Annotated in this window: 13 protein-coding genes; 6 read left to right on the top strand and 7 right to left on the bottom strand. The window is 60.4% G+C overall.

All coding sequences use genetic code 11. The annotated features are described in order from the left end of the window. The first annotated feature begins 76 nt into the window (after window positions 1–76). The 3 genes from HL657_RS09830 to HL657_RS09820 all read left to right on the top strand — a co-directional run bounded on the left by HL657_RS09830 (window position 77) and on the right by HL657_RS09820 (window position 6,298). Complete coding sequence (locus HL657_RS09830) at window positions 77–1,732, top strand: hypothetical protein (protein WP_317296642.1); 1,656 nt, start codon at window positions 77–79, stop codon at window positions 1,730–1,732. A gap of 475 nt (window positions 1,733–2,207) precedes the next feature. After that, window positions 2,208–4,805, top strand: a complete 2,598-nt coding sequence (locus HL657_RS09825; protein ID WP_317296641.1) for a CARDB domain-containing protein — start codon at window positions 2,208–2,210, stop codon at window positions 4,803–4,805. A 251-nt stretch (window positions 4,806–5,056) separates the two neighbouring features. Next, a complete protein-coding gene (locus tag HL657_RS09820) occupies window positions 5,057–6,298 on the top strand; it encodes a lipopolysaccharide biosynthesis protein (RefSeq protein WP_317296640.1) in 1,242 nt (413 codons plus the stop codon). A gap of 27 nt (window positions 6,299–6,325) precedes the next feature. On the opposite strand, the gene HL657_RS09815 is transcribed toward HL657_RS09820, so the two are convergent. Further along, window positions 6,326–8,563, bottom strand: a complete 2,238-nt coding sequence (locus tag HL657_RS09815) for a DUF2206 domain-containing protein (protein WP_317296639.1) — start codon at window positions 8,561–8,563, stop codon at window positions 6,326–6,328. Window positions 8,564–8,720: 157 nt separating this feature from the next. After that, entirely contained in the window at window positions 8,721–9,896 is a 1,176-nt protein-coding gene (locus HL657_RS09810) for a glycosyltransferase family 4 protein (RefSeq protein WP_317296638.1), read from the bottom strand. 589 nt (window positions 9,897–10,485) lie between these two features. Here HL657_RS09810 and HL657_RS09805 point away from each other — a divergent pair. Next, a complete protein-coding gene (locus HL657_RS09805; protein ID WP_317296637.1) occupies window positions 10,486–11,898 on the top strand; it encodes a right-handed parallel beta-helix repeat-containing protein in 1,413 nt (470 codons plus the stop codon). A gap of 575 nt (window positions 11,899–12,473) precedes the next feature. On the opposite strand, the gene HL657_RS09800 is transcribed toward HL657_RS09805, so the two are convergent. Together HL657_RS09800 and HL657_RS09795 are read right to left on the bottom strand one after the other, a co-directional pair. Next, window positions 12,474–13,709, bottom strand: a complete 1,236-nt coding sequence (locus tag HL657_RS09800) for a glycosyltransferase (RefSeq protein WP_317296636.1) — start codon at window positions 13,707–13,709, stop codon at window positions 12,474–12,476. Between the two features lie 10 nt (window positions 13,710–13,719). Beyond that, the gene (locus HL657_RS09795; protein WP_317296635.1) at window positions 13,720–14,787 is read right to left on the bottom strand and encodes a CapA family protein; all 1,068 of its coding nucleotides are present in this window, start codon (window positions 14,785–14,787) and stop codon (window positions 13,720–13,722) included. A gap of 933 nt (window positions 14,788–15,720) precedes the next feature. On the opposite strand from HL657_RS09795, the gene HL657_RS09790 reads away from it, so the two are divergent. Next, window positions 15,721–16,878 carry a glycosyltransferase family 2 protein gene (locus HL657_RS09790; protein ID WP_317296634.1) on the top strand — a complete coding sequence of 386 codons (1,158 nt, stop codon included), beginning with the start codon at window positions 15,721–15,723 and terminating at the stop codon, window positions 16,876–16,878. Between the two features lie 52 nt (window positions 16,879–16,930). Here the strand turns inward: HL657_RS09790 and HL657_RS09785 are convergent, their stop codons facing one another. Further along, on the bottom strand, window positions 16,931–17,089 hold the full coding sequence (locus HL657_RS09785) for a hypothetical protein (RefSeq protein WP_317296633.1): 159 nt from the start codon (window positions 17,087–17,089) through the stop codon (window positions 16,931–16,933). Between the two features lie 244 nt (window positions 17,090–17,333). Here HL657_RS09785 and HL657_RS09780 point away from each other — a divergent pair, with 244 nt between their 5' ends. After that, entirely contained in the window at window positions 17,334–18,824 is a 1,491-nt protein-coding gene (locus HL657_RS09780) for a lipopolysaccharide biosynthesis protein (protein WP_317296632.1), read from the top strand. A gap of 26 nt (window positions 18,825–18,850) precedes the next feature. On the opposite strand, the gene HL657_RS09775 is transcribed toward HL657_RS09780, so the two are convergent. Together HL657_RS09775 and HL657_RS09770 are read right to left on the bottom strand one after the other, a co-directional pair. Further along, window positions 18,851–19,939: a polysaccharide deacetylase family protein gene (locus HL657_RS09775; RefSeq protein WP_317296631.1), complete on the bottom strand. Its 1,089-nt coding sequence runs from the start codon at window positions 19,937–19,939 to the stop codon at window positions 18,851–18,853. Window positions 19,940–19,985: 46 nt separating this feature from the next. Continuing rightward, window positions 19,986–20,999 carry a GNAT family N-acetyltransferase gene (locus tag HL657_RS09770; RefSeq protein ID WP_317296630.1) on the bottom strand — a complete coding sequence of 338 codons (1,014 nt, stop codon included), beginning with the start codon at window positions 20,997–20,999 and terminating at the stop codon, window positions 19,986–19,988. Window positions 21,000–21,001 lie beyond the last annotated feature (2 nt).

The following is a 21,001-nucleotide window of genomic DNA, read 5'->3' as shown; positions in this document are numbered from 1 at the left end:
CTCTCGATCCCGTGTTCGGGCGCCCCCATACAACACCCTGGCGGCATCGAAAAAATACCGGGCAGGTCATAGTCCCATGTCGGAAAGACCACATCTGGGGGCCAGAGGCAGACGCATTCTCATCGCCGTTGCGATCATACTCTCGGTGATCGCCGCTGTCGTGCTGATCCTGCACTTTTACCCGCCGGTACCGGTGCCCCCGCCCCCTCCTCCCCCGCCGATCACCCCGATTCCCACGACGCCGGCAGTGCCCCCGGAGGTTCCCGGACCAACGGTCGTCGTCGCGGCAAGTGACAGCAGTTCCGCGTCGAAAGCCCGGGCGGACGTCGTGTGCGACGGTACCGACGACCAGCTCGACATCCAGAAGGCGTTCGATTCGCTGCCGTCTTCGGGCGGCACGGTGGCCCTCTGTGAAGGCACGTTCAACTGCGCCGGGAATGTTTACCCCCGCACGAACTCCATGCTTCGCGGGGAGGGGCCGGATGCAACGTTCCTCGAGTTCAGCCGGAACGGGCGGCTCCTTGTCTCGCAGGAATCCGTCACGCTCTACAACTTCCACCTCCGGGGCACCGGCTATCCGCAGACCGAGCCCGACCGCTGGCTCGGTGTGGCCACCATCTATGCGAGCCACGCGAAGGTCCTCGCCGTCGAGGGAACCGCGGATGCAACCACCCAGGCGGTCTTCCTCCTGCTGCACGACCCGGACGTCTATGCGCCGACCCTGCAGGACATCGAGTTCATCAACTGCAAGGCAGTGGACCCCGGGACCTACGGGTTCCTCCACAATGCCTGGGGGACGACAAACGCGGTGATCCGGGACGTCCGCTACGAGAACTGCGCCGCGATCAACTGCGGCAGGAACGGGGCGTTCAACCCCTGGGTGACCGGGTTCGACTTTGCGGAGCAAAACGACATCGAGTGCCTCCGGGTGACAAACTGTCTTGCCGAAGGCTCTCTCGAGTCCGGGTTCCATTTCGAATGGGACCCCGAGAAGCGGGATTGCATCCTCACAAACTGTATCAGCAGGAACAACGGGCAGAAAGACTTCCCGATGAAGCCCTACGTCCAGAGTGACATGTCGACCCACTACTTCGGATGCGGTTACTATGCCCCCCGGGGTGACATCACCTTCATCAGCTGCTACTCCGAGGGGAACAGCCGGCACGGATTCTACGCGACGAACGGCGGCAAGCTCTACAGTTGCGTCGACAAAAGCGTCGGCACCGGGAAGACCGATTACCGGCTCATCCAGCCGGCATCGTTCTACGCTGCCCCGACCCGGTCGATATCCCCGTCGCTGGTGCTCGAGAACTGCTCGAGCATCGACTCGCACGGCTACGGACTCCATATCGATCTTGCAAGCGACGTCTGGATCAAGAACTTCCGCCTGGAGAACCCGGCCGGCATCGACGGGAAGGCGACAAACCTTGGCGGATCACAGGGAGGGCCGCTCTCCAACTCCGTGGTAAACATCTATGCGTCGGGCGACCGGGCAGAGACACTGATCTGGGCCAGGAATAACGAAAATGTCGAGTACTCCGGCCGGATTGTCTCGGACTCGGCAAAGCCGTTCGTGATCGAGGGCGACCGCACTAGGGACGTCCGGATCAAGGATATGGAGATCGTCTCCGCAAGCCTCACGCCGTTCACCAACGGTGTGATCCTCACAAACACGGTGCCTGCGGGAGCCGTGACGTTTGAGAACGTGGCGGTCACCTCCGGGGTGCCGTGACGGCCCGTGCGTGGGCCCGTTATTCTGGCGGATGCCCTGGCGTGCGGTGTGCCGCCGAATCCTGTTCGAAACCAGATAACCGGTGTTTGTCCCTGGTTGATCCCATTGCTGCCGGGGTGCGGCAGGGGGGGTGGCTGCCGCCCCGGGTGGCTGGTGGCGGCGGCCTTTATATTTCAAGGAGTTTTATAGAATTAATCGGATTATATTTCGTATCCGGGGCCTGTTAACCCATCAGGAATACCCCCCGGAACCTCCGGCCGTGATGGGCATTCACCGTGCCATACGCGCTAAAGTTTGATACAGTATTTATTTATTTCTATTTTCGCTCGAGTTTCGGAAATAACTGAAACGAGCGATTACCTCTGAAATCGGTTGTCCGTTTGTGATTTAAAATAATGTGGATCGTCCGTTCGATTTAAAAAACATTTTAAATTACGGTTATCAGATAATGCAGTATCTCCCAAGAGGTGAGATAATGCGAGATAGACGGACAACGAAGCTTCTCATTGCAGCGTTCCTGATCATCGGGTTGATCCCGATTGTCGGGGCGCTCGAAGCGACCCCCAACACGATTGTCGCGGCAAGCGACAGCAGTGCGGCCGATAAAGCAGCGGCCGACTACGTCTGTGATGGGGTCAACGATCACGTGGAGATTCAGGCAGCACTGAACGCCCTGCCTTCCTCAGGCGGTGTTGTCCTCCTGAAAAGCGGCACATACAACTGCGCCGGGATCATTGCTCCCAAAGCAGGCTCAACTCTCATGGGGGAAGGTGAATCGGAGACATTCCTCGTGTTCACCCGTGACGGGCGGATCAACGTCGACCGCGAGTACGTCACGCTGGACGGGTTCCACATCAAGGGGACCGGCTACAGCAGCGGCGTCAAGTGGCTCGGCGTGATGAACGTCCGTGCAAGCCACGCGAAGATCCACAACATCACGGGAACTGCGGATGCGAGCATCCAGGCGGTTTACCTCCTGATCCACGATCCGACCGTGTATGCCCCGACCCTCGAGGACGTCGAGTTCGTCAACTGCCGGGCCGTGGACACCGGGACCTACGGGTTCCTCCACAACGCCTGGGGCTCGACGAACATGGTGATCAAGAACGTTCGCTACGACAACTGCGCCGCGATCAACTGCGGCAAGTACGGGCAGTTCAACCCCTGGATCACCGGGTTCGACTTTGCGGAGTTGAACGACATGGACGGCCTTCGCGTGACGAACTGTCTTGCGGAAGGCAACCTTGAGTCCGGGTTCCACTTCGAGTTCGATCCCAAAGTGACGAACGCGGTTCTCGAGAACTGCGTGAGCAGGAACAACGGCCAGAAAGCCTTCCCGACGAAGGCTTACAACCCGAACGACATGTCGACCCACTACTTCGGGTGCGGCTACTACGCCCCGAACTGCGACGCGACGTTCATTAACTGCACGGCGGAAGGCAACTCCATGAACGGGTTCTACACGACGAACGGCGGCAAGCTCTACAACTGTGTCGAGAAAGACACCGGTATCGGGAGGACCGACTTCTCCTACCGGGTGCCTGCCGGCTACTACAGCATCCCGAGTCGCTCGGTCAACCCCGCCACGGTGATGGAGAACTGCACGAGCATCAACTCGAACGGCTTCGGCCTCCAGGTCGACCTCGCGAACAACGTGAAGATCCGGAACTTCCACCTGATCGATCCGATCGGGTACAACGGTAAGGGTTCGAGTCTCGGCGGCACGAACGGCCAGTTCGACAACGCCGAAGTGAGCATCTATGCATCCGGCAACCGCGTGGAGACGCTGGTCTGGGCGAAGGAGAACATTAACACTGTCTTCTCCGGTCAGATTGTTTCCGATGCTGCAAAGCCGTTCGTGATCGAGGGCTACAGAACCAAAAACGTCCTCGTGAAGGACATGGAGATTGTCTCTAAGACTCTCCCCGCCGGCTCCCCCGGTGTGACCATCGTGAGCACGGTTCCGGCCGGTCAGGCAACCCTCCAGAACGTGGAGGTGACGTCCACCGGCTCGCCGGTACCGACACCGACCCCGACCGTCCCGGGTTCCACCCCGACGCCGACCCCCACCACCCCGCCGGCTGCCTCCGGGAAGCCGGACCTCGTGGTGACCGACATCTCCTGGACGCCGGCAAACCCGGCAGCAGGGGATGCGGTGACGATGAAGGCCACCATCAAGAACCAGGGCGACGCCCCCACGCCTGCGGGCACAAAGCACGGCGTCCTCTTCACGTTCGATGACGGGGCCGCCGGTCCTGGCGTCTGGTCCGATGCCCACACCGCACCGATCGCTCCGGGTGAATGGGTCACCCTGACCGCGAACGGCGGCACGGCCGGTGCAACCTGGAAGGCCACCCTCGGCACTCACACCGTGAAGGCCAACGTGGACGACGTCAACCGGATTGCCGAGAGCAACGACGCGAACAACGTCAGAAGCGAACAGATTACGGTCGTAAAGGCCGCGTCGGGGTCTACCCCGACCCCCACTCCCACCACGCCTGCCCCCTCCGGGAAGCCGGACCTCGTGGTGACCGACATCTCCTGGACGCCGGCAAACCCGGCAGCAGGGGATGCGGCGACGTTGAAAGCCACGATCAAGAACCAGGGCGACGCTCCCACGCCTGCGGGCACAAAGCACGGCGTCCTCTTCACATTCGACGACGGGGCTGCCGGTCCCGGTGTCTGGTCGGACACCCACACCGCATCGATTGCGCCGGGCGCATCGGTCGCCCTGACCGCGAACGGCGGCACGGCCGGTGCAACCTGGAAGGCCACCCTCGGCACTCACACCGTGAAGGCCAACGTGGACGATGTCAACCGGATTGCAGAAAGCAATGAGAACAACAACGTCATGAGCAAGGAGATCGTTGTCGGAAACCTGCCGGTTCCCATCAGGGGAGACCTGAACGGAGACGGCAACGTCAACTGGGCCGACGTGACGATCGCTGCCGAGATGGCGCAGGGAACCACCTCGTCAGACGCAGCTGCTGACTTAAATGGAGACGGCACTGTGGACTGGAAGGATGTTGCCCTGCTGACTGACTTCTTCTTCGGTAGGACCTCTTCTCTCTAAAGCGTTCACCAGGAGCAGAGATTGATCCCTCACCTCCTCCTGGTTTTGCCACAGGTGCCGCCCCCTAACACCTCTACAGTGCGTGGTGATATTGGTTATGGACGGGTCCCCTCACCCGATCCGGCGAGCCGCATTCTGCAGCCACGCCGTGCAACGAGGCCCTGAAAATTCTCTCCTGAAGGATCTCCGGCTCTCCCGGGGTCGGAGCGGAGGATACATCTATATAGGTGCCGCCCGATACTGGCGACCGAATGGCAGTAGCACTCCCGAAAAACTTCAGTGAGGTCAGGCGGCACCTGCAGGAGCCGCTCATCAGGAATTCGTTCTTCATCATGGCGTCATCGTTCGCCGCTGCGGGGTTCGGGTTCTTCTTCTGGATGATTGCGGCCCGGTTCTACTCGCAGGCAGACGTGGGTATTGCAACCGCCCTGATGTCGTCCATGGGGCTCCTCATTCTCATCTCCCGGCTCGGCCTGGACCAGTCGGTGATCCGGTTCTTCCCTCTGCGCGACAAGAACAAAGTGCTCGGAACTGCCATCCTCGTCCCGACCGCGGTGGCGCTCGGTGCGGGGCTGATCTTCATCGCCGTAGTGGACGTCGTATCCCCTGAGCTCACGATCGTCAGGTCGATCGCGCCGCTCTACCTCATCATCCTCGGGGCCTACTCCATCACCTGGGTCCTTGAAGGCGCGTTCAACGCCCTGCGCAAGTCCGAGCACTACTTCACCCTGAACCTGCTATACGGGACGAGGATCTTCTTCCTCGTGCCCCTGGTCTTCCTCGGTGCGGTGGGCATCTTCGGCGCCTTCGGCCTTTCGTTCATCCTCGGGCTCATCCTTGCCCTCGTCCTCCTTGCCCGGTGCTCCGTGAAACCGACGCCGTGTGTCGACCGGGTCTTCATGCGCGAGGCATGGCAGTTCTCTGCCGGTGCCTACATCGCCGGGATACTGATGTCCGCGCCGAACATGGTCATCCCGATCATGGTGCTCCATGTGCTGGGGGCGGAGAGCACCGCCAACTACTACATCACCTACGCAATCGTCTCGATACTCTTTATGATCCCCTACGCATTCACGACCTCACTCTTTGTCGAGGGGAGCCACGGGGGAGAGATGAAGAAGAGCGTGCTCCGGACGCTTGCGGGCATGTTCGCCCTGCTCATACCCGCTATCATCGCCCTTTCCCTCTTTGGGGAGCAGATCCTCAACCTGATCGGCAAGGACTACGTAGAGGGGATGGCCCTGCTCCGCGTGCTTGCCATATCCGCCCTGTTTGTCTCCGTTTGCCAGACCTTCATATCCATCGCAAAGGTCAGGAACGATGTGCGGAGCCTCATCATCCTCAGCAGTTTCATCAGCGTTGCCCTGCTCGGGCTCGGCTATACCATGATGAACCGGTTCGGCCTCATCGGCATGGGATATGCATGGCTCGCCACGTATGTGGCGGGAACGCTCCTCGTCGGCATCGTCCTGAAGAAGAAGGGGTGGCTCTGACCGCTCAGAGCACCGATGCGGGCTGGTTCACCAGTAGATGGCGGAACCGGCATTGTCATAGACCCTGTGGCGGTTCTGGGTGAACCAGCCCGCATCGGTGTAGGCTGCCGTAGTGACCGCGTGCTCCCGCTCCTCGATCCGGATGCTGTCCCGGACAAGGTTGTACGTGCCGAAATAAAGGTAAGTACCAGGCTCCACCAGCGATGCGTTTGCTGGAATGTATCGCTGGCGGTGCGGGTCGAACCCCTGCAGGAGCCACCAGCGTGTTCCGTCGACGTAGATGGGGCGCTCAACTCCTTCCGTGAAGACCCATCTCGCTCCCTGCACCTCTTTGCTGTTAAAGACCGGTTTGTCCCCGGTGGTCTCGAGCGCCATCGATGTCGGGTTATCGTCCACGACCTGGTAGATGAAGCCGCTGTTGAAGAGGAAGAAGACGACGAAGAATACCGATAACGCCTGATAGGCCGATCCCATGAAGGGAACGGCACTTATCGTGCGTATCTTTTCGGCTATTGCCTCGTAAATCGCTATGCCGCCGATGATTGCGAACGGTGCGAGGAAGATCAGGGTGATGTGGTAGAGGCGGCTGGTGTTGAGCGAGCTTGCGAAGAACGGAACGGCGATACCGGCTACGTTGATGAGGAGGAAGACGAGCGAGATGGCGAGGTACTCGGGCTCGATGCGCCATCGCTCGCGCTTTAAGAGGGTTGCGAGCAGTCCCACGGCTATGAGGCCCTGGGTGGCGATATGGACAAGTTTTGCCAGGCCGTGCAGGGGCGTCGTCGACTGGCTGGTGAGGATCTGCATCCCCTGCGCGGTTGTCGGGTTGAAGGAGTCCATAAAAAGGGTGGTCCATATCTTATCCCCGATCCCGGTGACGGTAGCAAGCGCCGTGCCTTCGGCCACCGTCGAGTACCAGAAGAAGGCGAGGGCGGCAAAGATGAGGATGTAGGGGAGGACGAGCGTTCGGATTGGCACTCCCCCGTCGGTTGCCGGTGGAGCGAGCGGGTCGGACTTCAGGAGAGCCATGCTTTTGGTGATCCAATTCGGCAGCCAGGACTTCAGGCGCTCGGGAATGACGAGCAGCAGCCATGCCGGAACGAGCGAGAAGAAGTAGATGTACGAGAGGCCGTAATGCGACACAATCATGGCGAAGGCAAACGTGACCATGAGAAGTGCCTGCTTGTTGCGGTTCATGGTCTTGTCGATCATCGCAAGGATGGTCAACATAAGAAAGAGTTCCGCGATCTGCTGGCGGGCGAGAGAGATCATCTCCGTATAGAACGTGAAGAATGAGAAGAAGAAAAAGACCGAGAAGAACCCGATCCTCGCATCCGTCTGTTTCTCGACTGCCCGGTAGAGCCCGAGCGGCACGAGCGCGAAAAGGATGGGGTAGAGAATCTTGAAGACCCAGACGGGGTCCAGATCGGTGACGAGTGAATAGATAGGGACGAGCGCAACAACGGAAAGCATCCCATTGGTGTTGTATGGCATGGTCATGTCCCAGAACCCCGGTATCAACACGCTTGTTGCCAGGTGCAGTTCATGGTGAATATCGTAGCCCCAGATATACTCTGATATCAGCGAGGTATGGTAGAGGAGCGAGAGCGCGAGGGTGTAGACGGCGAACGGATAACAGGAAGCCGGGATGAGGCGGTCAAACCCGACGGCGAAGCCGACAGCCGCTATCAGGATGAGGAGCAGGAAGAGGAGCGTGACCATGTGGTAATTATCACGCATGTATGTCCCGATGATCGCGATGCACGGGAAGAGCATCAGAAATGGTACTGCAGGAGAGGAGGGTATGCCTAACTCCGGACGCGTGCCGGTATATTCTCGGTCCCTGGTGAGCGCGAGGTAGAGCAGAACCTGCACGACGGCGACGATCGTGATAAAGAGAATCGCGAACGAGAACGGTTGTGCATACCCGAGCAGCGGGTAGGCGATGTTGGCGGCGAGGCCGGTGAGCATGAGGACCGCAAGGCTCAGCCCGACCGAGTAGAGCAGTGTCTCGATCGTGCCGAGATCGTGGAGCCTGAGCGCCTTCAGCACGAGAATCCCAGGCAGGAAGGTGAGATACAGAAAGGCCAGGACCTCTCGTGCGATTGGTATGTGATAACCGATAAGGCTGAGGCAGACTACCCCAACGAAGACGAGCTGGATCGTCTGGAATACGCGGAAAAACGTTTTGTTATCCCAGTCGTTCATCCGGAACGGGTTGAGCAGGTGCATGATATCCCTTGTTCTCTGGTCGGCTATCTGCATGGACAGCGTATCTTTTCCTTCGGTGGCGCCTGGCAGGTCGTGTGCCGCATCAATGCACCTACTCTCCGGTCAACCTATTAATGTGTTGCGTCGGCCCGGCCTTTTGCGGGGACGGCCCCCGCCCCGTGCGCGTGTTCCGTCCGGGAGGCGGGGGAGTTCACCGCTCGTTTCCGCCCGCGGGGGCCGTCTCAACGAAGGCCTCGTCAGCACGGCTTTTTCCCTTCCCCGGGGAGGGCGCGAGCTCGCTGTAGACCGCGAGGAGAGATCGTGCTATCGTGGACCAGGCCATGTCCGTCTTCAGTTTCGCATACCCCTGCTCTCCCATGCGCCGGCACGCTGCCGGGTCCTCGAGCAGGCTCACGATCGCGGCGGCAAGCGCAGCCGGGTCGCGGGGGGGCACGATGTACCCGGTTACCCCGTCGTCGACGACCTCCGGCAGGCTCCCGACGTCCGTGACCACCACTGGCCGCCGGAACCCGTATGCGGTCGGTATGACGCCGCTCTGGGACGCTTCGACGTATGGGAGCGCCACGATGCTCGCCTGCTGGAAGAGCCGTGCGCCCTCTTCGTAGGGTATCCGGTAGTTGTGGACCTCGAATGCGTCCCGGCCTGCCATTGCCTCCTCGTATCTGCCGAAGTCCTCGCCTGTCCCGGCGATGACGATCCGGGCGTCCGGGACTTCCCGGGTGATGAGCGGTTCTGCCTGGATCAGGTAATCGAGCCCCTTGTAGCGGTGGATGCGGCCGAAGAAGAGGACCCGGCGGCCGTCCGGCTCCATACCAGCCTCCTCGAATTTCACGAACGGCGTCACTTCGTGCTCACCTATCGGGATGACGTGCACCTTCCGTGCCGGGATGCGGTAGTTCTCCACCAGGATGTCCCGGAGCGCTTTCCCGTGAACGAAGATCCGGTCAGGGAGAACCCTCGATACAAAGAGGGTGAGCCGGTAGAGCAGCGAGCCCACATCCAACAGACGATCCTCGCCGGGGTGCGGCTCGATGTCGTGGAACGTCGCCACCAGCGGGTACTTTCGGAGCATGGGGAGGAGCGGGCAGAGCATGGGGTTGTTCACCTGGAAATGAACAACGTCGGGCCCGAAGCCGTCGATTGCGGCGACGATCTCCCGGAGCATCGGGTAGCACGACGGACCGAACCTCCCGGCGTACCGGGAGTAGCCGAAGATGTGGACGTTCACCTCCGGGTCGATGCTCTCCACGTACTCCTCCGACCTGTAGTCCGGGAGCAGCAACAGCACTTCGGTGTGCCGGGCAAGTTCGTTTGCCATCTGGATGGTGTAGTCGTAGAACCAGAAGGTCAGGCATGCCACTCGCATAGGGGCACTCTCTGTGAAGAGACCCTATATAGACATTGCGCCAGGGAACGCCATTGGGCCAGGTAGCAGCGGACAGGAGGGCACGAGTCCGGCAGGCACCTTCCCGGCGGCGTCTCGGATTCGGGCATTTTCCTTCCCTTTCCCTGCGGCAGCAGGGTCTTCTGCCCCCCGATCCGGGCCAGCGGGATGATGCCTGTGCCGTCTCACGCCGCTGTCCGGTGGTGGAGGGCGGAGGTCCCGGGGCGTGCCGGCGCAGGGAGCAAAATCCCTATCCGCTCTGCATGAAAGCGTTTCGAGGAGGGTCGTTTGGGCTGATCGGCAGGGGTAGGCGCGAGTACTTATAATTTTTGATTTTAATTTCAATAATTATATAATATGTTTTTGTGTTAATCGATATCAGATATGCCGTGCTTTTTTACTGACCGACCGGATTATAATGGCCTATATCCGCGTATAATGGGTTTCCTGAATTTTATTTTTAGAATAAAATATTTATATTGCGATTAAAAGACGGTAGTGATACCTCACAGAGAGGCTGAATGGCATGACAGACAGGCGAAATATATTAAGACTGGCTGCAGTGCTTCTGGTGTGCTGCCTTATCCCGGCATTCTCCCCGGTAAGTGCTGCCGAGTCTGCAAGTCCGGCCACGCTCACCGTGGCTGCAAGCGATAGCACCGAACTGTCGAAGAACCAGGCAGACTATGTCTGTGACGGCGTCGATGACCAGGCCGAGATCCAGGCGGCACTTGCCGCACTGCCGGACGGCGGTAACGTCGTCCTGACCGAAGGCACGTTCAACTGTGCCGGCGTCATCGCGCCGCCGGCGGGCACGACGCTCTCCGGCCAGGGTCCGGATGCGACGAACCTTGTGTTCACCAACGACGGGCGCATCAGCGTCGACCAGGAGTCCATCACGCTGGACGGGTTCCACATCGAGGGCAGTGGCTACAGCAGCGGTGTTAAATGGCTCGGCGTGATGACCATCCGTGCAAGCCACGCGAAGATCCACAACATTGAGGGAACGGCGGACACGAGCATCCAGGCGGTCTACCTCCTGATCCACGATCCGGCGGTCTATGCCCCGACCCTGGAGGACGTCGAGTTCATCAACTGCAAGGCCGTGGACACCGGGACCTATGGGTTCATCCACAACGCCTGGGGGTCGTCCAACAAGGTAATCAAGGACGTCCGCTACGATAACTGTCAGGCGATCAACTGCGGGAGCAAAGGCGCGTTCAACCCCTGGATCACCGGGTTCGACTTTGCGGAACTAAACGACATGGACGGCCTCCGGGTGACGAACTGCCTCGCGGAAGGCAACCTTGAGTCCGGGTTCCACTTTGAGTTCGATCCCACGGTGACGGACGCGGTTCTCGAGAACTGCGTGAGCAAGAACAACGGGCAGAAGCCCTACCCGACGGTGCCCTACAAGCAGAGCGACATGTCGACCCACTACTTCGGGTGCGGCTACTACGCCCCGAACTGCGACGTGACGTTCAAGAACTGTACGGCGGAGAGCAACTCACTGTATGGGTTCTACGCGACGAACGGCGGTAAACTCTACGACTGTGTCGACAAGGACACCGGCGCCGGGAAGACCGACTACACCTACAGGAAGCCGGCCGGCTACTACAGCATCCCGAGCCGCTCTGCCGATCCCGCTCTGGTGCTGGAGAACTGTTCGAGCACCGACTCGCACGGCTACGGCCTCCAGGTCGACCTCGCGAGCAACATCCGGATCGAGAACTTCGAGCTCGTGAACCCGGCCGGGATCGACGGCAAGGGTGCAAGCCTCGGCGGCACGAACGGCCAGTTCAGCAATGCCGAAGTGGACATCCACGCCTCCGGCGACCGGGCCGAGACGCTCGTCTGGGCGAAGAACAACCAGAACGTCCAGTACACAGGAGATATAACCTCCGCCTCCGAAAAGGCGTTCCTGGTCGAGGGCGGAGAGAACGTCCGGACAGAAGGCATGGCGGTTGCGTCTGCCGGCGCGTAAACCGGTCGATACTATCGGGCCCGACGGGGCTCGGTCATAATCTTTTTTTGGTTTTGCACCCGGCCGGAGGGCGGGTGCATGAGAAACTCGGAGAATTTTGATAGTGCCGGCCCGCTGTTCCGCCGGAGTCGCAACTCGAAGACCTTTGGCCTTCTCATGCTCCGGCCCTTTGGCCCATCGCAACTCGCACCTTCGGTGCTCGCACCGTGGTGCTTCCAGCCAGTCGCGTTTCGGGACGTCATACTAATGAACCGTCGCACGTTCCGACAGTTTCACTCCGAACGGTTGTATGCTGCGGGCAGTCGTTTCAGTCGGAACATTGCATGCCCCGTGTACGGCTTTCGAGGGGCTATCGGCGAGAGGGGGGTTGGGACAGGGGAGGGGGGAATACTCCCCCCTCCCCGTCAGCCCCTCCCCCATATGGCGATAGCCACCACGGTCCACTTTTTTGGGCTTTTTCCTCGCTTCGGCCTTCCGAACGCCCATCGCAACTCTCACCTTCGGTGCTCGAACTCCTGTCCTACGGGCAGTCGTTCCTAACAGTGCTCATGCACCCGCCGTTCCACCGGGTACACTCAAAAAGTATCCGGGGCCTTCGGTGTTGTCCCTTTTGAGACCCCCGCCGGGATGCCTCCTTCCGCGCTCCCGGCAACCTTCGTGTAAAACGTCTCGATATCGCGGACGATCGCCTTCCAGTTGTACCGTGTCCGGACGAGCTCCTTCGCCTGTTCCCCGAACCCTGCCCGTAACGTTTCGTCGGCAAGCAGACGTCCGATGGCGTCGGCGAGCGCCTCCGGCGTGTACCCGGCATTGAACCCGACGGTGTTGTCGATCCACCCGAGCAGATCCCCCTTGCCCGTGGTCACGATGGGTGTCCCGCAGAGGCACGCTTCAAGGAACGTGACGGGGAAACCGGTGAAACTCGGCGTCACGAAGACGTCGGCGTCGGTGTACGCGGCCATCTTGTCCTCCTTGCTCACGAACCCCGTGAAGATCACCCGATCGTCGAGACCGAGCGACTCTACCCGCTGCCTGAACTCCTCGTTGTGGCCCATGTCCCCGCCCACGATCACCAGGACAGCGTCGTCGAACTCCCGCGCGACCACGGCAAACGAGCGGATCAGGAGATCGATCCCCTTCGTGGGGTCGAGCCTCCCTAAGTAGAGCACAACCTTCGTGGCGTCGTCGATCCCCCATGCCGCACGGAACCTGCCGCGGACGGGGAGGTCGGGGTACTCGGCGAGGTCGATGCCGTTCGGGACGATCGCGATCCTCTCATCGGCAACACCCAGCTCGCGGTACCGCTCCGCTTCCGTCTCGTTGAGCGCGATAACCCCCGCGGCGCCGAGGATCACTTTCTCCGACCAGAACCGGTCGAAGAGCCGCTTCATCCGCGCAGAGCCTGTATCCTGCGGGAGCGCCCCGTGCGCCTGGAGCACGTAAGGTATGCCGTACTTCCTCGCGTAATGCGAGGCAATGACAGTGAGCATGGTGCGGTGGTCGTGGATGTGGACCACGTCGAACTGCGCGATATCCCTTCTCGCGACCGCCGGCATGCGATAGGGCATCACCGGCAGGATCGTGCCCCGCGTGTATCTTCGTAAATTCTCAAAGTAATACACGCTCATTCCGTCGACGGACGTCAGGCTGTTCGTCGGCAGATCGTTTGGATAGATGCTCCTGTTCGTCGTATAGACCGTGACATCGTGCCCGTTCTCGTGAAGGCTATGAGAGATGTCGTATGCTACCCGCGCCACCCCACCCGACTCCCAGAGCGGTTTGAAGAATGGGGTGACCTGTAATATCTTCATATACGTCCTCCTATGTCCCGTGTCTCAGCCGTTTTCTGATCACGCCCGCATAGCAGTTCAGGCAGAACGGCGTCACGAGCCAGACCCCGCATTCGACCAGGGGTGCAAGCCCGTGCTGCCGGATCCGGTAGCGGTAACTCTCCAGGTTGTAGAGCAGGTAGTCCTCGCCGATCTCCTCAAACCACCACCGCCGGGTAACTCGACCGTTCTGGACCCGGTCCGAACACTTCGTGATCCAGCGTTCCACCAGTTCCCGGGTCCGCCCTTCCGCCACCTCGGGCTGGAAGTCGCTGTTGATGACGCAGGGAACGACCGTGTAGTCCCGGATGCCGTGCCGGTCAAAGTCCACCGAGAGAATCATGGTGCTGTTGATCTTCTCCTTGAAGAGCTCGGTATCAAACTGGAAGTTCCCGAGGGAGTAGGCGATCAGGCCGTCTTTGTACCGCTCCAGCCCCTGGATGGCATGCGAGTGGTGTCCGAGGATCAGGGTCGCCCCGTTCTCGATGAAGGCGTGAGCGAGCCTGACCTGGTCCGGGGAGGGATAGTAGGTGTTCTCGATCCCCCAGTGGAGGGAGACGACGATATGGTCGCACCGGTCCTTCAGTGCCCTGATATCGTTGATGACGGCTTTCTTCTTCAGTTTGGCTACGGTGACGCCCGGGGGCGACCGGAACCTCCCACGTGTGTAGGCCAGGAAGCCGAGCCGGATCCCGTTCTGCTCGACGACCAGCCCTTCCGGTGGCTCGTCACCCCGCCCCCCTCCGACGTAGGCGATGCCGCGGGCTTCGAGACCCTTGAGGGTATTCTCAAACCCCTCCCTGCCCATATCGAGCGTGTGGTTGTTTGCCACGCTGAGGATATCGAACCCGGCACCTTTGAGGTACTCGCCCGCCTCCGGCGGGGTTGTATTGACCCAGCGTTTCCTGCTCTCGGTGCCGCTCTCGGAGAGAACCGTCTCCAGGTTGCCGAAGAGCAGGTCTTTCTGCCGGAGTTCGTTCTGAACCAGAGCAAACGGTTCTTTACCATTCCTCATCCAGAGGAGCACGTCCCCGATCGCTCGCAGCCGCACCGATGTCATACCTCTTCTCCTGCAGAACCCCTGCTCGGGACGGAAGATCCGGGCCTGCAGCCGGTCTTCATCGTCGATCTGAAGGTCCCCACCCCTTTGAGCCGTAGCAACGGAACCCCGTTGTCGTCTGCGAGAGAAGTTTTTGTGTACGGGTAATCGTGAATACTGCCTTCCCTCCCCGATGCGTTGAGTTCCAGACAGGTGATGCGACAATATATATTTTGCCCTGATTATGCCCCCGGCATGCGTATCTCGACGCATATGGCTTTCGGGGAGTTCCAGAATCCCGGCGCGGTATGGTGCGGCTCCGGCAACGGTGGAACTCGCGATGCCGAACCATTAATTGCTCATGCACCGAGTATGTACCTGGATCGTCAGGCGGCAGATGATGAGAGTTACCCCCACTGACCGGTGATGAAGCAGGGGGCTGATGCCGCCATCCTGCGGAGGAGGCCTATGCGCCGGGCACCGCTATTTTGTCCGTTTGCTCCCGGTCGGACTGTGCGTCTCCTCGAGCGGCCGCAACCGTTTCCTTCATGAAGATGTCGTGCGGGTGTGATCGTCGTCAACGGCAAACAGGCGGCTATGGGTTTCGGCGCTATTCGGTTCCTCCGGATCCTGCAGCAAAGCAGCCGTTTCGAGACGGGCTCTTCTCTCAATTCGTCATATTTTCCGGTCTATTCGTCAACGCCGATGCTGGCGAACCGGATGCCGGCACCCGTACGGGACTTCGCCGCAGGAATGTATATATGTCAGGAGCCGCATGGCAGACCCAGCGTGGTGTGATGGGGCCGAGCAACTCCTCGGATCCGTTCCCGATCCTTCCTTCTGGCGGCCTACCCGTTCAGAGGAACTCCCGGGAGGTACTGCGATGGAGGGTTTCACGTGCACTGGCCAGAATCTATTCTTTCCGTTGCGGCCGAGGCTTCCGGCGGTGCGAACATGAAGGATCCTGGGTTTTTCCTCGCGGGCAACGGCAATTCCCCGCCGATACACGCTAACGGCAGGAGCAACGACACGGCCGGTCGTGCGGCAGATGCACGCGGGAAGCAGCCTGCAGGGTATGCGCCGTCCCCCTCTTCCGGTCACCTCTCCGGAGGGTGGACCCCGCTCCCGGAAGAGATTCGCTCCTCCGGCGGAGCGCTCATGGGGGGATCAAGCGGCGTGACGGGTGTTTCGGCAATTCCCGGGGCGGAACCCTGCCCGTTCGCGGTTGTCGCTCCTGCATACAACGAGGCACTCGTCATCGGCTCCATCGTCCTTCAGGCGAAGAGGCACGCCGACCGGGTGATCGTCGTCGACGACGGTTCGCTCGACCGGACCGCCGAGACCGCCCGGCTCGCCGGTGCCGACGTCATCAGGCTGCCGGAGAACGGCGGTAAGGCGAAAGCGATGATGGCCGGGTTTGCCCGGGCTCGCGAGCTCGGCTACGACGCCGTCGTCATGCTCGACGGCGACGGCCAGCACGACCCGGGCGAGATCCCAATCGTCGCGGCGCCGGTGCTTGCCGGCGAGGCCGATCTGGTCATCGGCTCCCGGTTCCTGGATACCCGGGCAGAGATCCCCGCTTACCGGCGGGCAGGGCAGGTGGTGCTCACCGGGTTCACGAACCTCTCGGTTGACGGCGGCGGTTTCGCGACGACGGATTCGCAGTCGGGCTTTCGGGCCCTCTCCCGGCGGGCCCTCGAGAACCTCACCTTCGCATCGGAGGGGTACAACATCGAGTCCGACATGATCGCTCACTTCGCCTCTCTCAACCTCCGGGTGACCGAGGTCCCGATCTCAGTTACCTACGACGTTCCCCACAAGCACAAGAAGAACCCGATCTCCCACGGCTTCGGGGTGCTCGCCCGGATCGTGGGGCTGATCGGGTATAAGCGGCCGCTGCTCTTCTTCGGAATACCGGGCGGGGTTATCGCGCTCTTCGGGTTCGCTCTTGAGATCTACACCTTCTCCGAGTTCTACCGGATCAACCAGTTTCATTACGTCATATTCACGTTGGGGATAACCGCACTCATTCTCGGGCTATTGCTGGTCTCGTCTGGACTGATCCTCAACTTCCTGGCATCGATGATAGAACGGCGGGCCGGTGAAACGTAGGACCTTTTGCGAGATGATGATGATTGCGCCGGAGATTATCCTTACCCGCCGCTCAACCCCAGTATTCGGCCAGTTCCAGTATCCTCAGGTAAACTATCAGGCCGAAGAGTGCCGCGCAGGCTACCGCCGTGCGATCCAGGTTGCGGATGCGGTCGGACTTCCGGAGCATCGGGCGGATCACGTAGGCGGCAACGATGACCAAAGCAAGCACTGCGGCTATGGTAGCCTTCAAATCCCAGATATAGAGTATCTCCATAAGGCCGCTCGCGGTGAGCACCCGGACGATGAGAACGGCCGGTGCAATCTCTTTTCATGCATCGCTGTAACCGGACCGGAATCGTGCGTATCGTATATATCACCTGCGGCTGCCCGGCAGAACGGGCCGGCAAGCACCCGGTGGCGATCCGCCGGTGGTCGGGCAAAGTATATCATGGGTGTAGGTGACGCGAGGGTCCATGGCGAGTTTTCTCGGCAACATCTTCAAACTGACGACGGGCACCATGATCGCCCAGGTGACCGGCATCATCCTCATCCCCGTGATTACGCGGCTCTACTCGCCGGAATTCTTCGGAGTCAACCAGCTCTTCCTCTCCATCGGAACGGTGGCCGTGGTCGTCTCTTCGCTCTCGTATGACTACGTCATCATGCTGCCGAAGACGGACGAGGAGTCTATAAACGCGTTTGCCCTCTGCACCGTCTGCATACTGGGGGTATCCGCCGCAATCGGAGCTGTCTTCATCGGGTTCGGGGATTGGTTCGCCGCTTTCTTCGAGACCCCGATGATAGCCGAATACTTCATATGGCTGCCGGTATTCGTCGCCCTCAGCAGCATCTTCGCAATCCTGAACGAATGGCTCTCACGGAAGGTGCAGTACGGCGTTCTCTCCAGAGGCATCGTCGTGAATTCGATCTCCACCCGGACGGTCCAGATCGGGGGAGGGCTGGTCGCTGCCTCGCCCCTGGGACTTATCCTCGGTTCGGTGGCGGGTATGGGCTTCGCCGTTCTCTACATGCTCAGAGGGCTGACGGAAGATGTCGAACTCCTGAAAACCGTCAGGGTAAAGCGGATGAAGGATATCGCCGTCCGGTACAGGGATTTCGCGATCTACGGCTCCGCCGGGGGCCTTGCAAACAGCCTCTCCTGGGAACTGCCGGCGTTCATGCTCGCCTACTTCTTCAACCCTGCGATTCTCGGGTATTACGCCCTCGCCATGATGGCGGTGAGGCTGCCCATGGGAATGGTAGGGACGGCGATCTCGCAGGTGTTTTACCAGAAGGCGAGTGAGGAGAAGAACCGCACCGGGAGCGTCAAGAGCGTTGTCCGGGAGATCCACACGAGACTCATCTCCATCGGCATCTTTCCCTTCGTCGTATTCACCATCCTTGCCGAGGATCTCTTCGCCTTCGTCTTCGGTGCGGACTGGCTCACGGCGGGCACGTATGCGATGCTCCTTGCCCCCTGGATCTTCACGGTCTTCATATTCTCACCGATCTCATCCCTGTTCGGGGTTCTCGAACGGCAGAGGAGTTACCTCTCGTTTGAGATCCTGACCCTCCTTACATGGGCGATCATCTTCTACGTCGGTGGCATCACCGGGGACCCTATCGCCACGCTCGCCCTCTTTTCAATCGGCGGCACGCTCATATGGGGATCGAAGGCTGCGTACCTCGTCCGGGTTTCCGGGGCCGGATACCGGGACAGCACCCTCAGCCTGATCCGGCACCTGCTGCTCAGCATCGCCATCTCCGTCCCCCTCATCGGCGGTAAGTTCCTGGACCTCCCGCTCATCATCCTGCTCGGGATTGCGGGGATGACCGCGATCGCCTACTATCTCCTGCTCTTCTTCACCGATACCCTGGTCCGCAGGGAACTCATGGGGATGGCCCAGGGGCTTATCCCCGCAAAACACCTCGACTGGATGGAGCGGCTGGGCCTGTTCCGGTGACCGGCACCGTATCCCGTCCGAAGCCTTCACGGCCCGGCGGGCGGGCGCATCCTCCCTCTCCTCCACCATGCCGCGATCTCATGACCGCCGGTCATCCAGGCGCCCTTTTCATGGCCATACTCAAGGATTTTCCGGTAAAACCGGAGCGGATCGCCGTTCATGAACTCGTTGTGCCAGAGGACGGTGATCACGCCGTGATACCGCTCGACCGCCTCGAGGAGGCGCTTCATCCGGTTCCAGGCCCGCTCCGGGTTCAGGCGCATGTGCAGAAGCAGCGTCCGGTCCATCACCACGAGCGGGATCTCCAGGATCGCCATCTCTCTTTCGCGATTAAGGTTGAACGGCCGGAACGGGTGGCACATGCCGTTTCTAAACCCGATGCAGTCAGGATACCCGAGGGTGGTGTCGTACAGGAATCCCGCTCTCTCCAGCAGTTCCCAGGTCTCCGGGACGCGGAACCTGAGGTAATGACTTCTATACCCGGTTACTTTCCGGTTAAGGACTCTCTCCAGATACCGTTTCTCTTTCACCAGGGTGTCAAAGTCGCGGTAGGCTTCGCACCCTCCATGCAGGCCGATTTCCCATCCCCTATCCCGGAGTGCGGACATCTCCCGCTCCAGGTCTTCAATCGGGTACGCGTATTCCCGTGCCCCCTTTTCCAGTGCCAGAAAGTAAAAGGTGGATCGTGCGCCGTATGACTCCTCGAGTCCGGTGATCTCCTCGAACGTCTGTTCCCGGCACTTTCTGGGACTCAGTTGTCCGATGATGTTTCCTGCATGGAGGAGCCTCCTTGCTCTGAGCGCTTTTACGATCTCAAACCCCCTGACATGGAGGGGCTGGTAAACGGTGTCGACGTCGTGCGAGAGGCAGATTGCAAACGGCTGAGATTCGGGGTATTCGCAGGAAAAACCGTTCTCCACCAGGACCTGCGATGCCCGGGGCGCGAATACGTCACGGTGGCGGCTCTGGTAGTACGGAAACCGGTCGAACCGGTCGCGGTCGGACTCCTCGTACTCCTCCTTTCGGGTGAACAGGTCCCATACCTCTCTATCCTGCCTGAGCAGATCCATCATGTCCGGGACGGCCTCTTCCCCTGCATACCGGGGTAAGAGCATGTATACCTTTCCGGGGAGTACGGGCCGGGGTACGTTGAGAGTTCTTTTACCGGGCATAGTTGTCCGGATACATGCCGTCCTTCAGCCGCTTGAGGATGCGATACCTGAACCGGGGATACTCGGCACCATAGTAGGGGACAAGCCGGGGATTGAACCCGGAGATGAACGCACTGAGATGAGGGATGTTTCCTGCCATCAGGTTCAGCATCCTGTGATTCTGTTCGTTGAGCGAATTGACATTGTCGTAACAGAGCAGCGTTGCCGCCCCGGTGGAGAGGTGCTCCGGAGAGGCGGCGGCAAACAGACTGTGAGCCATCTTCGCGTCCCACAGGGTGACTTCGGCAGCGGCCACCTCTCCTGAGGGCATGCTCGCAACCCGCATCTCACCAATCCCTTTCTCTTTGATGAGACCCAGCATGCCTCTAAGATGCCTCTCGCTGACGGGAGGTTCTTTACCCTGTTTTGCAAACGTACGGACAAGGAGGTTCCAGAAGACATCCGGGTCGAACTTCCCGGCCGAAGAAATACCCTGTCTCCGGGCTTTGCGGACATTCTGCCGCACATCTTTCGATGCGGTCTTGAGGAGATCGGTATGCGTGGGCAGCACGTAGGTGTAGTAGACCGCCGGGTTCCACCCCTGCTGCGTGAACGCCCGGATGTCCTCCAGGCCCGGTGCGTTCACCAGGTCTACGTAGTCAAACCCCTGCCGGGTGATGTGCTCGAGTATCGCGGCGATGATCCGGCGCGTGTGCATCTCCTTTGTCCTCTGTTTTGCCTCACCTATATCGGAGATCACCACCCCCCCGTAGGGGGTCGATACCGCCTTTGAGGAGGCCACGTGGAGAAGGCGATAGGGGCGCGAGAGGTAGAGGGGGCAGCCCCCGTTCAACTCCTCGCCGGCGTAGCACCCGAGAAGGATCAGGGTCTGATCCAGCAGGAGAGCGTTCTCTACCAGCCAGTCGCTCGAATGAAAGACTGTCCCCTGTGCCGAATCGGCGACCAGCGCATCCCACGCCTCGAATTCAGCGCTCCCGAGTTCTCTCACTTCCAGCCGTCTCATAC

The sequence above is a fragment of the Methanoculleus nereidis genome, assembly GCF_032944295.1.
Lineage (GTDB): Archaea > Halobacteriota > Methanomicrobia > Methanomicrobiales > Methanoculleaceae > Methanoculleus > Methanoculleus nereidis.
Note: the sequence above shows the minus strand (reverse complement) of the source record. Positions and strands in the feature narration are given on the sequence as shown.

Bases quoted from the DNA above. Each gene is read 5' to 3' on its own strand.
- HL657_RS09830 (WP_317296642.1), top strand. From the start codon at position 77: ATGTCGGAAAGACCACATCTGGGGGCCAGAGGCAGACGCATTCTCATC.
- HL657_RS09825 (WP_317296641.1), top strand. From the start codon at position 2,208: ATGCGAGATAGACGGACAACGAAGCTTCTCATTGCAGCGTTCCTGATC.
- HL657_RS09820 (WP_317296640.1), top strand. From the start codon at position 5,057: ATGGCAGTAGCACTCCCGAAAAACTTCAGTGAGGTCAGGCGGCACCTG.
- HL657_RS09815 (WP_317296639.1), bottom strand. From the start codon at position 8,563: ATGCAGATAGCCGACCAGAGAACAAGGGATATCATGCACCTGCTCAAC.
- HL657_RS09810 (WP_317296638.1), bottom strand. From the start codon at position 9,896: ATGCGAGTGGCATGCCTGACCTTCTGGTTCTACGACTACACCATCCAG.
- HL657_RS09800 (WP_317296636.1), bottom strand. From the start codon at position 13,709: ATGAAGATATTACAGGTCACCCCATTCTTCAAACCGCTCTGGGAGTCG.
- HL657_RS09795 (WP_317296635.1), bottom strand. From the start codon at position 14,787: ATGACATCGGTGCGGCTGCGAGCGATCGGGGACGTGCTCCTCTGGATG.
- HL657_RS09790 (WP_317296634.1), top strand. From the start codon at position 15,721: ATGAAGGATCCTGGGTTTTTCCTCGCGGGCAACGGCAATTCCCCGCCG.
- HL657_RS09780 (WP_317296632.1), top strand. From the start codon at position 17,334: ATGGCGAGTTTTCTCGGCAACATCTTCAAACTGACGACGGGCACCATG.
- HL657_RS09775 (WP_317296631.1), bottom strand. From the start codon at position 19,939: ATGCTCTTACCCCGGTATGCAGGGGAAGAGGCCGTCCCGGACATGATG.
- HL657_RS09770 (WP_317296630.1), bottom strand. From the start codon at position 20,999: ATGAGACGGCTGGAAGTGAGAGAACTCGGGAGCGCTGAATTCGAGGCG.